The sequence below is a fragment of the Amycolatopsis sp. 195334CR genome (assembly GCF_017309385.1).
In the GTDB taxonomy this organism is placed as follows: domain Bacteria; phylum Actinomycetota; class Actinomycetes; order Mycobacteriales; family Pseudonocardiaceae; genus Amycolatopsis.
This window is the reverse complement of record NZ_JAFJMJ010000002.1, coordinates 2,530,410-2,545,452: the sequence shown is the minus strand read 5'-3', so window position 1 is coordinate 2,545,452 and position 15,043 is coordinate 2,530,410. Positions and strand designations below refer to the sequence as shown.

General features: G+C 69.8%; 11 protein-coding genes. 2 read left to right on the top strand and 9 right to left on the bottom strand.

Features of this window, described 5'->3' with window-relative positions; all coding sequences use genetic code 11:
- Positions 1 to 151 precede the first annotated feature (151 nt).
- From JYK18_RS34630 to JYK18_RS34600, 7 genes are all read right to left on the bottom strand, one after another.
- Entirely contained in the window at positions 152 to 2,542 is a 2,391-nt protein-coding gene (locus tag JYK18_RS34630) for a tetratricopeptide repeat protein (protein ID WP_206807603.1), read from the bottom strand.
- On the bottom strand, positions 2,539 to 2,889 hold the full coding sequence (locus JYK18_RS34625) for a hypothetical protein (protein ID WP_206807602.1): 351 nt from the start codon (positions 2,887 to 2,889) through the stop codon (positions 2,539 to 2,541). The genes JYK18_RS34630 and JYK18_RS34625 overlap by 4 nt, the downstream gene beginning before the upstream one ends.
- Before the next feature lie 46 nt (positions 2,890 to 2,935).
- Positions 2,936 to 5,452, bottom strand: coding sequence for a tetratricopeptide repeat protein (locus tag JYK18_RS34620; protein ID WP_206807601.1), 2,517 nt, complete (start codon positions 5,450 to 5,452; stop codon positions 2,936 to 2,938).
- Positions 5,453 to 5,563: 111 nt separating this feature from the next.
- Entirely contained in the window at positions 5,564 to 8,098 is a 2,535-nt protein-coding gene (locus JYK18_RS34615; protein WP_206807600.1) for a DEAD/DEAH box helicase, read from the bottom strand.
- Between the two features lie 319 nt (positions 8,099 to 8,417).
- Positions 8,418 to 9,227 (bottom strand): helix-turn-helix transcriptional regulator, encoded by an 810-nt coding sequence (locus tag JYK18_RS34610; protein WP_206807599.1) that lies wholly within the window; start codon positions 9,225 to 9,227, stop codon positions 8,418 to 8,420.
- A 77-nt stretch (positions 9,228 to 9,304) separates the two neighbouring features.
- Entirely contained in the window at positions 9,305 to 9,496 is a 192-nt protein-coding gene (locus JYK18_RS34605; RefSeq protein WP_206807598.1) for a hypothetical protein, read from the bottom strand.
- 90 nt (positions 9,497 to 9,586) lie between these two features.
- Positions 9,587 to 10,387 (bottom strand): hypothetical protein, encoded by an 801-nt coding sequence (locus tag JYK18_RS34600; RefSeq protein ID WP_206807597.1) that lies wholly within the window; start codon positions 10,385 to 10,387, stop codon positions 9,587 to 9,589.
- 441 nt (positions 10,388 to 10,828) lie between these two features.
- Between JYK18_RS34600 and JYK18_RS34595 the strand changes: the two genes are divergently transcribed.
- Positions 10,829 to 10,987 carry a hypothetical protein gene (locus tag JYK18_RS34595; RefSeq protein WP_206807596.1) on the top strand — a complete coding sequence of 53 codons (159 nt, stop codon included), beginning with the start codon at positions 10,829 to 10,831 and terminating at the stop codon, positions 10,985 to 10,987.
- A gap of 394 nt (positions 10,988 to 11,381) precedes the next feature.
- A complete protein-coding gene (locus JYK18_RS34590) occupies positions 11,382 to 13,655 on the top strand; it encodes a tetratricopeptide repeat protein (RefSeq protein ID WP_206807595.1) in 2,274 nt (757 codons plus the stop codon).
- A 133-nt stretch (positions 13,656 to 13,788) separates the two neighbouring features.
- On the opposite strand, the gene JYK18_RS34585 is transcribed toward JYK18_RS34590, so the two are convergent.
- Complete coding sequence (locus JYK18_RS34585) at positions 13,789 to 13,938, bottom strand: hypothetical protein (protein WP_206807594.1); 150 nt, start codon at positions 13,936 to 13,938, stop codon at positions 13,789 to 13,791.
- A gap of 76 nt (positions 13,939 to 14,014) precedes the next feature.
- Positions 14,015 to 15,043: a helix-turn-helix domain-containing protein gene (locus JYK18_RS34580; protein ID WP_206807593.1), complete on the bottom strand. Its 1,029-nt coding sequence runs from the start codon at positions 15,041 to 15,043 to the stop codon at positions 14,015 to 14,017.

The window sequence follows — 15,043 nt, the reverse complement described above, 5'->3', positions numbered from 1 at the left end:
GGCACCGCCAGCGTTTCACCAGCGCACTTCGGACAGACGGAAGCAGCGGGGACGGAGCCATCCCGGACCCGGCCCTGGCTGGGGCTGCACCATCCCGGCACGTTTTCGCTATCGCGTCGGCCGCCGACCGGAGCTGTGAAGGCCCCAAGCTCTACTGCAATGTGCCGAGCCGTTCCGTCACGGCTGCCACGGAGTGTGAGTCGCCTGCCTCCTCGAATGCTGGCAGCGCCTTGGTCCAAGCCTCCGCCGCTTCCACCAGCCGCCCCGCCTCGCAGAACGCGTTTCCGAGGTTTCGCAACGCGATTCCTTCATGGCGGCGTTCGCCGGCTTCCCGGAACAGCGCGGCGGCCCGCTGTTGGACGGTAATCGCGTAGTCGATGTGCCACACCTGCCGCAGCGCATTCCCGAGGTTGTTCAGCGCCGAGCCTTCGTCCTGGCGATCAGCGGTCTCCCGGAACAGCGCAGCGGCCTGCTCGTGCGCGGTGATCGCTTCATCGAAGCGCCGCACCTTCTGCAGCGCGATCCCGAGGTTGTTCAGCGCCCGGCCTTCGCTGTGGGGATCCCTGGTTTCCCGGAACAGTGCTGCGGCCTGCTGGTGGACGCTAGTCGCTTCATCGAAGCGCCGCCCTTCCCACAGCGCGAGCCCGAGGTCGCTCAGCGCGTCCCCTTCGCCGTGGGGATCGGCGGTCTCCCGGAAGATCGCGGCGGCCTGCTGCAGGTGGGTAATCGCCTCGTCGAAGCGGCCCACCTCCCGCAGCACGTTCCCGAGGCTGGTCAGCGCCTGGCCTTCGCCGTGGCGATCGGCGGTCTCCCGGAAGATCGCGGCGGCCTGCTGCAGGTGGGTAATCGCCTCGTCGAACCGGCGCACCTCCCGCAGCACGTTCCCGAGGTTGCCCAGCGCCTGGCCTTCGCCGTGGCGATCGGCGGTCTCCCGGAAGATCGCGGCGGCCTGCTGCAGGTGGGTGATTGCCTCGTCGAAGCGCCGCACCTCCCGCAGCGCGGCCCCGAGGTTGTTCGAGGCGATGGCGAGTGTGCGGGAGGTGTTGAGGTGCTGGGCTGCGGCAAGAGCGTGTTCGCTGACAGTGACCCAGTCGGCGAGGTGGCGCCGCCAGCTCAGGTACTCGCTCAGTGCGGCGGCGAGGTGGGTGGTGAGGTGGTGGTGGCCGGTGTCGAGGGCGAGGGCGACGGCGCTGGTGAGGTTGGCGCGTTCGGTGTCGAACCAGTTCAGTGCCTCGGCGCGGCCGGGGAAGGTGTCCGGTACCGAGTCGTCGGGTAGGGCGCGCAGGTGAGCGTCTGCGGCGTCGGCGAGCCGGTCGTAGTGTTCGAGCAACCGCCGCACCGCGGGATTGCGCTGCTGGTCGGTGAGGTGGGTGCGGGCGTGCTGACGGACCAGGTCATGCATGCGCCACCGCCCCCCGATCAGCTGCAGCAGATGAGCATGGCGCAGCACCCGCAAGCGAGGCTTGACCTGCGCTTCGCCGATTCCAACGAGGGCAGCGGCGGCACCGGTCGACAGGTCAGGGCCGGGGTCGATCGGGAGCAAGCTGAGCAGTTCGGCGGCCTCGGGATGACGTTCGCTGAGCCGGTGCCAGGACAGTTCCAGCACCGCAGCGACCGATCGGTCCGCGCGCTGCAGCGAGTCCAGGGGTTGGGGGGCCGCGGTGAGTTCGCCGGCGAAGTCGGCCGCTGACGTTGACGGTTCGTCGGCGAGGACGGCGGCGGCGATCTCCAGCGCTAGCGGCAGGCGGTCGCACTGGTCGGCCAGCCGCACCAGCGCCGCACCGTCATCCGCCCGGGGGTCGTTGGGGTGGCTGTGGTGCAGGAGTTGGGTGAGCAGGTCGACCGCGTCGGTCATCGGCAGGGTGTCGAGGTCGAGGTGGCGGGTGCGGCCGGGCAGGGTGAGGGTGTCGCGGGTGGTCACCACCGCCACGTGCGGTGCTGGCGGCAGCAGGGCGGTGACCTGATCGGCGTCCCCGGCGTTGTCCAGCACCAGCAGCAAACGCCGCCCTTGCCGCTCCCAGGCAGCGAGCAGGGCGCGGTAGGCGGCCAACTGCTCAGGCACAGTGGCCGGGACCTGCTCGTCGGGCAACCCCAGCAACCGCAGCAACGGCCCGAGCACGTCACGAGGTTTCACCCGCTGGGCGGGGTCGGGGTCGTAACCGTTGAGGTTGAGCACCACCGCAGTCGTCACCAGCCCCTGCTCGACCGCGCGGGCGGCGGCGCGTGTGACCAGCGCGGTCTTGCCCACCCCACCCATCCCCGCCGACACCACTACCGCGCTGGTGTCCCGGTGCTCGCCAAACGCGGTCAGCAACTCCTCGAGCTGCTCGTCGCGGCCGACGAACACCGCGTCCTCATCCACCTGTACGGCAACCGGCGCCACTGCCGGCCCTGCAGGTGCACCGGTCCGGGCGATGACGGTCATATCGCCCATAGCCTGATAGATCCGGGCGTGGCCGCTGGCGTTTGCGACCAGCGACCCGCCACCAGTGCTGCTGGTTGAAGCGTTCGCGCTGGGGTCGTGTCCCAGGGCCGAGATCATCGGTCGTTGATGGTCATGTCGCCCCCGGCCTGATAGATCCGGGCGTCGTCGGTGGCTTCCGCGTGCATCGACACGTCCCTCACACCCGGCGAAGCCGCCGGAGCATCGGGTTCACCCTCGGCCAGGGCCGCGCGCGGCGGCCCCGGGCGCAGGCGTCGGGCCTGCACCGCGCTCGCCCCGGACACGACCAGGCCCAGGACACCGGCGGCCGCGCCGATGACACTGGCGATCTTGTCCGCGTTCTCCAACTCGGCCACCGCCACCAGCACACCCGCACCAGCCACCACCAGCCCCACAACCAAGATCACGAGCACAACCCACAGCCGATCACGCCACCGCGTCGTCATCGCGACCTCCCCTTGGTCCTACTGTCCGAGCTCACACTTCTTACGTCTACTGCAGTGTGCTGAGCCATTCGGTCACCGTTGCTGCGGATTCCGGGTCACCCGCCTCTTCGAAGGCCGACACCGCTGCCTGCCCCGCGGCCTGCGCCTCCACCAGCTGGCCCGTCTCGGCAAACGCGTTCCCGAGGTTGGTCAGCGCCTGGCCTTCGCCGTGGCGGTCGCCGGTCTCTCGGAAGATCGCGGCGGCCTGTTGATGGTGGGTGATCGCTTCGTCGAACCGCCGCACCTCCCGCAACGCGATCCCGAGGTTGCCCAGCGCCTGGCCTTCGCCGTGGCGGTCGCCGGTCTCTCGGAAGATCGCGGCGGCCTGTTGATGGTGGGTGATCGCTTCGTCGAACCGCCGCACCTCCCGCAACGCGATCCCGAGGTTGCCCAGCGCCTGGCCTTCGCGGTGGCGGTCGCCGGTCTCTCGATAGATCGCGGCGGCCTGTTGATGGTGGGTGATTGCCTCGTCGAACCGCCGCACCTCCTGCAGCGCGTTCCCGAGGTTGTTCAGCGCCAGGCCTTCGCGGTGGCGGTCGCCGGTCTCTCGATAGATCGCGGCGGCCTGTTGATGGTGGGTGATTGCCTCGTCGAACCGCCGCACCTCCCGCAGCGCGTACCCGAGGTTGTTCAGCGCCTGGCCTTCGCGGTGGCGGTCGCCGGTCTCTCGGCAGATGGCCAGATCCTGTTCGTGGGCGGTGATCGCTTCGTCGAACCGCCGCACCGCCCGCAACGCAAGGCCGAGGTTGTTCAGCGCGGTTGCCACGTCGTGGCGGTCCCCAGTCTCCCGGAAGATGGCCAGATCCCGTTCATGGGCGGTGATCGCTTCGTCGAACCGCCGCACCTCCCGCAACGCGACCCCGAGGTTGTTCAGCGCCTGGCCTTCGCCGTGGCGGTCCCCGATCTCCCGATAGATCGCGGCGGCCTGTTGGTGGTGGGTGATTGCCTCGTCGAACCGCCGCACCTCCCGCAACGCGACCCCGAGGTTGTTCGAGGCGATGGCAAATATGCGGGGGGTGTTGAGGTGCTGGGCTGCGGTAATTGCGTGTTCGCTGACAGTGACCTGGTCGACGAGGTGGCGCCGCCAGCTCAGGTACACGCTCAGGGCAGCGGCGAGCTGGATGGCGAGGTCGTGGTGGCCGGTGTCAAGAGCCACGGCGACGGCGCTGGTGAGGTTGGCGCGTTCGGTGTCGAACCAGTCCAGGGCCTCGGCGCGGCCGGGGAAGGTGTCCGGTACCGAGTCGTCGGGTAGGGCGCGCAGGTGAGCGTCTGCGGCGTCGGCAAGCCGGTCGTAGTGTTCGAGCAGCCGCCGCACCGCGGGATCACGGTGCTGGTCGGTGAGGTGGGTGCGGGCATTCTGGCGGACCAGGTCGTGCATCCGCCACCGCCCGTCGGCCAGCTGCAGCAGGTGCGCGTGGCGCAGAGCCCGTAGCCGCGGCTTGACCTGCGCTTCGCTGGTGTCAGCGAGGGCAGCGGCGGTAGTGGTGGACAGGTCCGGGCCTGGGTTGATCGGGAGCAAGCTGAGCAGTTCTGCGGCCGCGGGATGACGTTCGCTGAGCCGGTGCCAGGACAACTCCAGCACTGCCGCCACCGACCGGTCCGCACGCCGCAACGACTCGAGGGTGTGCGGGGTGGCGGCGAGTTCGCCGGCGAGGTCGGCCACCGTCATCGACGGTTCGTCGGCGAGGACGGCGGCGGCGATCTCCAGCGCCAGCGGCAGGCGACCGCACTGGTCGGCCAGCCGCACCAGCGCCGCACCCTCACCCGAGCGCGGGTCTTCCGGGTCGGTGCGCTGCAAGAGCTGGGTAAGCAGGTCGATCGCGTCGGTCATGGGCAGGGTGTCGAGGTCGAGGTGACGAGTGCGGCCGGGCAGGGTCAGGGTGTCGCGGGTGGTCACCACCACTGCGTGCGGTGCCGGCGGCAGCAGCGGGGCAATCTGCTCGGAGTCGCCGGCGTTGTCCAGCACCAGCAGCAAACGACGTCCTTGCTGCTCCCACGCGCTGAGCAGGGCGTGGTAAGCCATGAGCTGCTCGGGCACCGTGGCTCGGACGTCCGCGTCAGCCAGCCCCAGCACCCGCAGCAGCGGACCGAGCACATCCCGGGGCTTCGCCCGCTGCACGGGGTCGGGGTCATAGCCGTTGAGATTGAGCACCACCGCGGCCGCCACCAGCCCCTGCTCGACCGCGCGGGCAGCGGCGCGTGTGACCAGCGCGGTCTTGCCCACCCCGCCCATCCCCGCCGACACCACCACACCAGCATCTCGATGCTCACCGAACGCCGACAGAAGCTCGTCGATCTGCTCGCCACGGCCCACGAACACCGCATCCTGATCCACCTGCACGGACACCGGAACCACCGCAGGACCTTCAGGCGCGCCGGGCCGGGCGATGATGGTCATGTCGCCCAGAGACTGGTAGACCCGGGCATGGCCCTCGGCATCCGCGACCAGCGACCCGCCACCGGAGGCCCCAACAGCGCCGTCCGCAGCTACGGGCCCGGGGTCGTTCTCGGGGTTCGGGGTCATCGGTCGTTGATGGTCATGTCGCCACCAGCCTGATAGGGCCGGGCGTCACCGGTGGCCTCCGCCCGCATCGACACGTCACTCGCACCTGGAGACGCCGCCGGAGCATCAGGTTCACCCTCGGCCAGGGCCGCGCGCGGCCACCGAATAGGTGCCGATGATCCGGTCGCCAGTGAGCTTCTGATACGCCAGCTGAGTCGCCACGGCCTGCTCTTCGCCCCAGAGGTTCTGTCCCTGTGTCAGAGCGGTGGTGAACGCGACGACAGCGGTCTTGAACTCTTCGAGCTTGGCCGGGGTGATGACCCGCATCTGCGGAACCGCGATCGCCCTCGCGTCGTACACGTCGACCGGGTGGACCATGACCGGCACCGCGGCGACGGCACCGTAGGCGTCGGTGTTCCACTGCACTGCGCCGCGCAGCTGGTCGGCGTCCTTCTTCGCGATGCCAGTGCAAGTAAGTTCGACGCCGGTCTTCAGCTCGATGACCGCGTTGCTGGTCGGGGTGAGCGTCCACAGGTTGTCCGGGCCGGTGTTGTAGAGCCGCTCCGGGCGAGTGCTGCCGAATCCCAGGTGCAGCCCGAGCTTCTCCCAGGCGGCTTCGGCCTGGTCGGTACGTTCCTCGTCCCACACGATCTCGTCGAGCACCGTGCGGACCCCGAGCACCAGCGCGGTGCTGTCGGCGTAGGTGGCGCCCAGGTACCCCGCGGCGGTGCGGGCCTGCACGGCGGCCGGGCGGGTCAGGCGGACGTTGACGGCGACGGTGGGGCGTAGCACGCCCGGGTTGTCCCGGATCGCGGCGCCGAGCTGCTGCTGCGCCAGATTGGGATCGGTGAAGTGCAGGTAGCCGGCCTTCTGCTCGCGGACCCAGCCGCGCAGCGCGGGGTCGGTGAGGCCGTTGATCGCGGTCTGCAGCCGGTCGGCGGCCTGGGAGGTCTGCCCGGCTACGGCGAGGTCGAACGCGTCGCGGGCGGCAGCCGCTTCCGGCCGGACGGCGCCGGCGTTGCGGTAGCGCACCGAGGCCAACGCGAATCGGCTGCGTTGCACCCACTGCGGGTCGCGGTCCAGACAGACCGACAGGGCACTGCGGATCCCGTCAAGGCCCTGGCCGTAGAGCTGGAGGGCGACGTCGCGACTGAGCTCCAGCTGCGCGTGGGTGGCAGGGGAGAACAGCTCCAGCCAGGCGTTGTCGTGCACGGCCATGGCCAGCCCGGCGCCGAGCAGCAGCACCGCGCAGCGATCCCCGACGTCGCGGACGCCGCGGCCCATGCCCTGTTCGATGCGCTGGGCGTCGCGGGCGCGTCGGGTGGGGCTGTCGATCAGCGCGGCGGCTTCGCGACGGTCTGCGGCCGACATCGGCCGGGGGATGCCGTCGATGACCAGCATTTCGCAGGCGGTGCCGGGCAGGTCTATGCCGTCGTACTTGTTAACCAGGACGACTAGGCCGACGTGCCGGGCGCGCAGTTCGGCGACGCCGGCTTCGAGGTCGCCGACGTAGTGGATCCGGTCGGCCAGGCCCCGCCACAGGTTGGCCTGCGCGCTACTGGGCACGAGCACCACGACGTTGACCGGCCGAGTTTCCGGGTTGCCGTCGCCGTCGCGGTCGCCGAGGGAGAACTGCTTGGCCAGCGTCCGGACGGCGTCGTCGCTGAGGTTCGGGTTGAGCTGGACCGGCGCGAGCACCAGGCGGTCGCCGAGGTCGGCAGCGCTGCCCGGCGTGACGACGTGCTCGAGGTTCTTCGGGTCGGCCTTGAGATTGGTGACCAGCACGCTGTCGTCGGACAGGGTCGCGGTGAGGTAGACCCGTCGGCGGGCGCCGACGAACGAGGGGATCTTGTCGATCGGCGGGCATGGCGGCTGGATCTCGATGCCGCGGCTGCTGACCATGACGGTGCACAGCTGCAGGCAGTCGGCGATCAGCGGCCACGCGAACTTGAACGCCTCGTCCCGCGCGGCCCCGAACGGGTAGAGGATCTTCCAGACCTCGTCGAACTTGTTCGCCCACGCCCAGAACGGCACCCGCACCGCCGCGGTGACGTCGCCTTCGGTGATGTCGAAGGTCGCCTTGCGGTTCTGCTCTTTCAAGTCGTCGGCGAACAGGTCGAACAGCGGGTAGAACGCCTCGTGCCCGATCGGGATTGTCAGCCGGAACTGCCCCTCGGTCGTGGCGAGCGCGGCGTGCGCGTCGTCGACGACCACGACACCGAGGTCGAGCGGGGTGCGCTGGCCGCCGGCGATGCCAAAGACGGACTGGCCGTTGATGAGTTTGTGGAAGGTGGTGATCAGGATGGCGCGGCCGGCCAGGAAGCTCGGGGCGTCGTGCCGCTCCGCGGTCGGCAACCCCAGCCGCGCCGCCTCCTCGCGCACCCGCGCCGCGAGGTAGGTGTCGGGGGCGAGGTATACGGCCTTCCCTATGCCCTCGTTGAGGGTGCTCTGCGCGATCAGCAGGCCCACCACGGTCTTGCCGCCGCCGGTGTTCTGCTTGATCACCACGTCGCGGTCGTCCTTGCGGGCGAACCAGCCCTCCAGCACCTCGCCCTGTTCCTGGCGCAGGTAGGAGAACGGCTTGTTCGGCAGCGCCGCGAAGATGTCCCGCGGCTGCACGAGCAGCTGCTGGCCGGTCGAGCCGATCCTATTCCAGTCCAACGGCACGAGAGCGTCCTTTCGCCTGCACAAGACGTCGACAGTACCGTGCGTTTAGGCCTTATCGTGATGCCTGGGGCGTAGCGTTTCCAGGTGTTCCGGCTCTCGTGGCGATTTTGGTGGTGGTGACGGCGTGGTAGCCGAGGGCGTCGGCGATCACGGGGGCGGGCATGGTGAGCACGTGGTGTTCGATGGGCCGCGCGAGCACGGGAGTGGGGACGGCACGGGGTTGAGGTCGAGACCGGCTGCCGCCGGGCGCCGTGCCCGGCAGGCGGCCACGCCGGGAGTACGCCCCGCAGCAACACCCGGGTCAGCGCTCGAACGATCATCAAGCTCGGAACTGAATTTCGTCGGTCCAGGTCAAGGAAGTCGCGCACGTGGCGTTGTCCTGTCGTGTCGCAGTAATGTTGATCGTTTCCGTCAATCCGTGCAACGGAACATGCAGCCGATCGGCCGTCGCCAAGCCGAGCACGCCGGTAGCGACGATTACGCCGTCTGCCTGAATGGTCCACGCGATCATCGCGTCGCAACCCTGCGCGAGGGCTAACTGCCCACCAAGCGTTTTGATTGCCGCTGATCGAGGGGCGGTCGCGAAGTTCGTGCTGATGGTGGAGTTGGGGGTGATTTCCTGCCAACTCCAGCTCTGGTGATCCGGCTTGCCCAAGCCCTCGTGTGGCTTCCCCTGGTTGGACACTGGTGTGCCGCTGGCCCATTCCAACGCCCCTGTCTTCTCCGGGGCCAGGAACGTCAGTAAGGCACCCAGTCCGGCCAGTCCCGCGAGCACGCCGAGAACCCACCAGAAACAACCATCAGCCTGCTTGCTGCTGAGGTGTTCATCCGCGGCGCTCGTGGTGGTTGCTGGGGCGTTCTTCTGGGCGGCGTGTGCGTCTGCCAGCCGCTGCAGCCAGGGTTCGGGTTCGTCGTCAAAGGCTTTGGCCAAGGCTTTCACGATCGCAGCGGACGGTAGCGCTCTGCCGTTGAGCGCCTTGCTGATCGCGCTCTTGCTGAAGTTCGCCTTGGCCGCCAGGTCGCTGTCCGTGGCGATCCCGGCTGCATCGCGCGCGTCACGCAAGGCCTGGGCGAACTTGACGGCCGGCCCGCCGTCCTCCGGGAGCCGCTTCTGCTGCGCGGGGCTCACCGGGTCTCTCCGCTCCGGCGAGCTGGCGAGAGGTTCTTCGTCCGCTCCGGCTCGGAGTCAGCTTCGGCCGGGCCCCCTCACTCGGCCTGGACTCCCAGGTCAGGATCGAAGGCGCCGCGCGGGTCCACGAGTTCGGCCTCAACCGGGATGCCTACGAGGCACACACCCTGCTCAACAGCTTCGGGCTCCTGGAAGCCCGTGTCGACCCGCGACGTCACGACGACGGCAAGATCCAGAACTACCAAGGACACGAGGACGAACGCCTGCACCGCTTCACCCTCGTCACCGAAGGCTTCGCACAGCCGGCACACGCGACCGTCCCGACGGCCATCGACGACGCGGTGGACTGAACCACCCGCTTATCGCCGGGTTCGTGCCGAACGAACCCGCTCGGCACGAACGTCCTCGACGCCGGTTCCCCTCCGGTGCGCGTGGGCGCGTTCGTCGACCCGGACCCACCACCACGGAAGGCCTCCGTACCGGTGCTGCGGATAGGGGACAAGGCGTCCGCGCAGAATCTCGCGGGCGATCGCATCGAGTTCGAGTGGCTGGCCGACGTCGGCCCAGCTGCCGCGCTCGGCGCCGTCCACGGTGGTGACGTGGTGTTTGCGGCAGCCGGAGATGACGGTCCAGCCGCGGCGACCGGTGCCCGGGTGGACCGGGGTGGTCACGAGCGCGCCGTGGGGCCGGTGCCAGGCGGCGTCCTCGTCACCGACCGCGATCCAGACGCACTCGACGCCCTCGCGCCGGTAGCTGCCGGAACGGTCGGCGGCCTGCTCCGGAGTTTGGCGGTCGCGCTGGATCATCCACGCGATCCGGCACCCGTCCGCGGCGGTGGACAGGACGTCGGCGACCCGGTTCTCGGCACGGTGTTCGGGCTCGGTGTGCCAGCCGCCGGCGCGGCTGCTCCGGGTGAGCGCGGCCGCCAGGTCGAGGTACTCGGCGCTGTCGTCGGCGAACGGGCACCGGGTTGCGGCCGGGTGGGCGAAGTACCTGTTCCCACGCGCTGTGACCGCCGCCCGTAGATCGGCGGGGCAGAAGCGGCAGCGCAAGCGGGCGTCGCCGTGGGCCATGTTCTCGAAGGACAGACCGATGCCGAGGTCGGGCAGCGTCAGGTCGACGACCTGGTCGTCCGGTCCATACGATGCGGTGAGCGCCACGCCGGTCAGTATCCTCGCGGTGGCGTGGAAGCTGTGCTGGGCGCTGGGAGGTGCCCAGGCGGGTGATCACACGGTGGCGGGCGGCGGGCCGCTGCACCGTGTGGGCGCGTGCTTCGGCGGCGAGGTCGCTCTGCTGGTCCGGGGTGAGGGTGATGGCGGTGCAGTCGAGCAGCCGAATCTGCTGGGTCGTGGCTGACGCTCGCCGGCTGCATGATCGGGCCGTCCTCGGGCAGCGATGGGCGAGCCCGCACCGGCCGCGACAGCGGGTCGGAGGCGGTAGCCGCCGAGGCAACCCTCGGGCTGGCGTCGGAGAGCAGCCGGCTGACGCTGCTGCCACCGGCCTGAGCTGGCCGCACCGCGGCGCGAGGCCTTCACCCAGCTCGGGCCCGGTTCGCCGCGGGCGTCGCGATGGTCGACGGCCCGATCGCCATGCTTCCGGCCGTGTTCCACCTGCTGTGGACCGGGACCCTGCGCTACCGACCTCGACGTTCGGATGGACTCGACCTCGATGGTGACGGCGGCGACCAGGTGAGCCAGCTGCTCCGCGTCGAGGACCACGTCCTCTTCGACGATGTCGAGCACCGGGTCGTCGCGTGCTGATCCGCCGCCCGTGCGATGCGCGAACTGACGGACGCGGCCGGCCGTCTCCGTAACGTGAGAGCGGCCCGCCGCGTCGTCTACCGGTTAGAGGTGGAAGGTGCGCATGAGCCAGTCGAGCAGGGCGCGGGTGATCCCGGAGACGATTCCGCCGAGGACGGTGCGGATGAGCGGGCGAGGTCGGTGGTGACGGGTGCGGGGCATGGTGTGCTCCTTCGTGGTCGAGAGGTGGTGCGCGGGGCAGGCCTGCTGGTGACCACAATGGGCGGCGGTGCTGCTCTGCCGGGTGTTTCGGGTGAAGGCGGGGTGCTCCGTACTGCTTTTCGCTGGTCGAGGTGGTTTTCCCGGGGCTTGAGCCGGGTGAATCGTGGACAGGCATCGGGGAGGGGACACCAGGGTGGGGTCGGATCCGCGGGCTCGGTTCGTCGATGAGCTCAAGCAGTTGCGCACGCTGGCCGGTGGGCCGACGCTGTCCGCGCTGCAGGAGCAGGATCCGATCTGGCTCGTGTCCCAGACCGTGTCGAAGTTGCTGACCGGGGACTTCGTCCGGGTTCCGGCGTGGGAGCGGATCGCGGCGTTCGTGAGTGCGTGTGTGCAGATCGGTGAGGCCAAGAAGCTTACGATGCCGCCGAAGGACGTGCTGCTCGATCAGTGGCGACACCGGCACGGAGGTCTCACCCGCGACCTTGAGCAGGGTGCGCCTCGTGGCTCGTGCCCACCCGCCGAGGACGACGCCGCCCCTACGCTGGGGCAGCGGCGTCGGTTCGGGTCGGTACCGCCCCGGGCAGGGGCGTTCCAGCACCGCGCGGTCGCGGCGGCGCTGACCCGCTCGGTCGAGGACGGCGGAACCGCGGTGCTCACCGGTGCCGCCACCACGACGCCGGCAGCGGTCCTGACTGGGCTGGGTGGGGTGGGCAAGACCCAGCTGGCCGCCGACCACGCCCACACTATGTGGGACCAGCGGCAGGTGAAGCTGCTGGTGTGGATCTCCGCCCGCACCCGTGAGGCCATCACCGCCGGCTACACCGAAGTCGCCGTGGAGCTGCTCGGGATGGACCCGGCCGCACCGCAGCGGGCGTGGCGTCGACTGCTGGAATGGCTGGCCGAAACCTCCGAACGGTGGCTGATCGTCCTCGACGACGTGCAGGACCCCGCTCATCTGGCTGGGTTGTGGCCGCCGCACTCGGCGGTCGGGCAGGTGGTGGTGACGACCCGCTGCCGCGACGCCGCGTTGCACGGCGACCGACGGCAAGTCCTCGACGTTGACCTGTTCACCCCCGCCGAAGCTCTGGCCTACCTGACCGAGAAACTCCCCGGCCACGCCTACACAAGCACCGAAGACCTCGCCGGGCTCGCCCAGGACCTGGAGTGTTTGCCGCTGGCGCTGGCCCAAGCCGCCGCCTACCTGAACAACAAACCCTTGCTCACCTGCGCAGACTACCGTGCACGGCTGACTGACCGGCGGGTCACGCTGGGTGACGTGTTCCCGAAAGAGCGGGAGCTGCCCGACGAGCACCGGCGGACCGTGGCCGCGACCTGGTCGTTGTCGATCGAGGCCGCCGACCAGCTCGACCCTGCCGGCCTCGCCCGGCCAGTGCTTGACCTGGCGTCGCTGCTGGACCCAGCTGGCATCCCGACCGCGGTCTTCACTACCAACGCCACCGCGCGCTACCTCGCCATCCGGCTTGAGCGCGATATCACCGCCGACGATGTGCTGGGCGGGCTGGAGGCTCTGCACAGGTTGAGTCTGCTCTCCCTCGACCCGGCTCAGCCCGACCGTGCGGTCCGCGTGCACGCCTTAGTCCAGCGTGCCGTGCGTGACGCGCTGCCCTCCGACACCGTTGGCGAGCTCGCACGAGCCGTCGCAGATGCGCTCTTGGATGCGTGGCCGGAGTTCGAGGCCGATCAGGAACTGACCCAGGCGCTGCGGTCAAACACCAGCACGCTGCAGGACACCGCCGAGGACCACCTCTGGCAACCGGAGGGACACCCGGTGCTGTCTCGCCTCGCGCACAGCCTCCGGACTGCCGGTCTGCTGCACTGGGCCCTCACAGTCACAATGCGTTCACATCACCAGGCGTCCACCCGACTCGGATCCGATCACTCCGACACCCTCGCCACCCGCAGCAACCTTGCATCCTGGCGTGGGGAAGCTGGGGACCCGGCGGGTGCATTGGCCGCCTACGAGGAACTGCTCGCCGACCGACTCCGGGTCCTGGGGCCCGACCACCCTCACACCCTCACCACCCGCAACAACCTTGCTCGGTGGCGTGGGGAAGCCGGGGACCCAGCGGGAGCCGTCACCGAAACCGAGCAACTGCTCACCGACCTGGAGCGGGTCTTCGGCCCTGACCACCCCGACACCCTCACCACCCGCAACCACCTTGCTCGGTGGCGTGGGGAAGCCGGGGACCCGGCGGGTGCATTGGCCGCCTACGAGGAACTGCTCACCGACCTGGAGCGGGTTCTCGGCCCTGACCACCCTCACACCCTCATCACCCGCAACAACCTCGCCTTCTGGCGTGGAGAAGCCGGAGACCCAGCGGGAGCCGTCACCGAAACCGGGCAACTGCTCACCGACCTGGAGCGGGTTTTCGGCCCTGACCACCCTCACACCCTCATCACCCGCACCACCCTGGCGCACTGGATTAGGATCTCGGGTGGGAACTAGACACATCCGATATGCGCCGAGAGCTTGCGGAACCGCGACGAACCTCAGCAGCCCGCAGCCAGCCCGGTCAACCCAAGAAACAGCAGGTCAAGCCTTGATCAACGCTTAGCGCTGGTTTTCGTTCCGATGTTCCTCAAACGCCGGTCTCCCGGCAGATGGCGGCGGCTTGCTGGTGGTGGGTGATCGCTTCGTCGAACCCGCTGGTCGCGGTCGGCGAGTCCGGATCCCGGTCGGCGGCCGCGCTGATCCGGTCGGCGGCGTCGCGGTCCATTGGCGTGCTCATGCCCTTCAGCCTGCCGCCGCGGAACTGAGCACCGGCGGGGCACCGATGCGCATCGGTGCCCCGCCGGGCGGCGCGCTTAGCCCGCCGCCGAGCCGTGGCCGCCGGGCGCAGGGGCGTCGCTGGTGCCCGCGTCCTCGATGGAGACACCCTCGGGCTCGGGGGCGTTGCCGGTGAGCGTGTGCATCTTCAGGATCAAGGTGGTCGCCTTGTCCGGCGCGACGCTGCTGAGGATGGCCGCAGCGGTCTTGGGTGGCATGGCCGCGAGCAGCGCAGCGGCCACGTCGACGTCCATTTCGGAGAGCACCGCCGCGGTGGGCTGGTTGTCCTGCTCGCCGGTGAGCAGGACGACGTTGCCGTATCCGCGGCGCTGCAGGTCCGGGCGCGTCCGGTTGAACTCGGCCCGGTGCCACGCGAGTTTCCATGATCCGAACCCGCACCACGGCTCGACCCGGTCGCCCTGCTCGCCGGAGGACAGCAGGGCGTACATCAAGGTGCGGAACTGGTCGTAGGTGGGCACTCTGCCCCCGGCCAGGATGCCGGCGATGGCGCTCTTGCTCAGCACCGGCAGCGACCCCATCTCGGCCGTGCGCAGGTCAGCTCGTCCGGAGCGCTGCGCCAGGACCCGGTAGGCGGGACTGCCGACCCTGATCCGCACGACCCGCAGCTGGTACTGCAGGTCGCCGAAGGTCTGCACCGTCTCCGGGCTGGGGATGTGCGCGTGCGGATCGGCCAGGTTCGGCTTGACGGGGCGCAGCTTGCCGATGCGCCTGGCGGAGTTCACCGCGCCGGGCGCGAGCACGACCTCGGGCTCGCCGAGTTTGCGGCGCACCCCGATCATTTCCTGCTGCGCCTGCCGCCAGCGCTGGAGTCCTTCGGCGAGCTCCTCGTCGCTGGCCCCGCACCCTCGCAGGAACGCCTCGGCCGCCGCCTGCGTCGGCAACTGTTTGCCGCGCGCGGCGGCCGAGAGCTGGCTGTCGGAGAAGTTAGCCTTCTTGCCCATTGTCCGGTAGGTCAGGCTGGGGTCGCGGCCCTTGAACGCGACCAGGTAGCGCGCGAAGTCCCCGACCGGCCCGGCGTCCTCGATGGGGCTCTGCTTGCGGCCCAT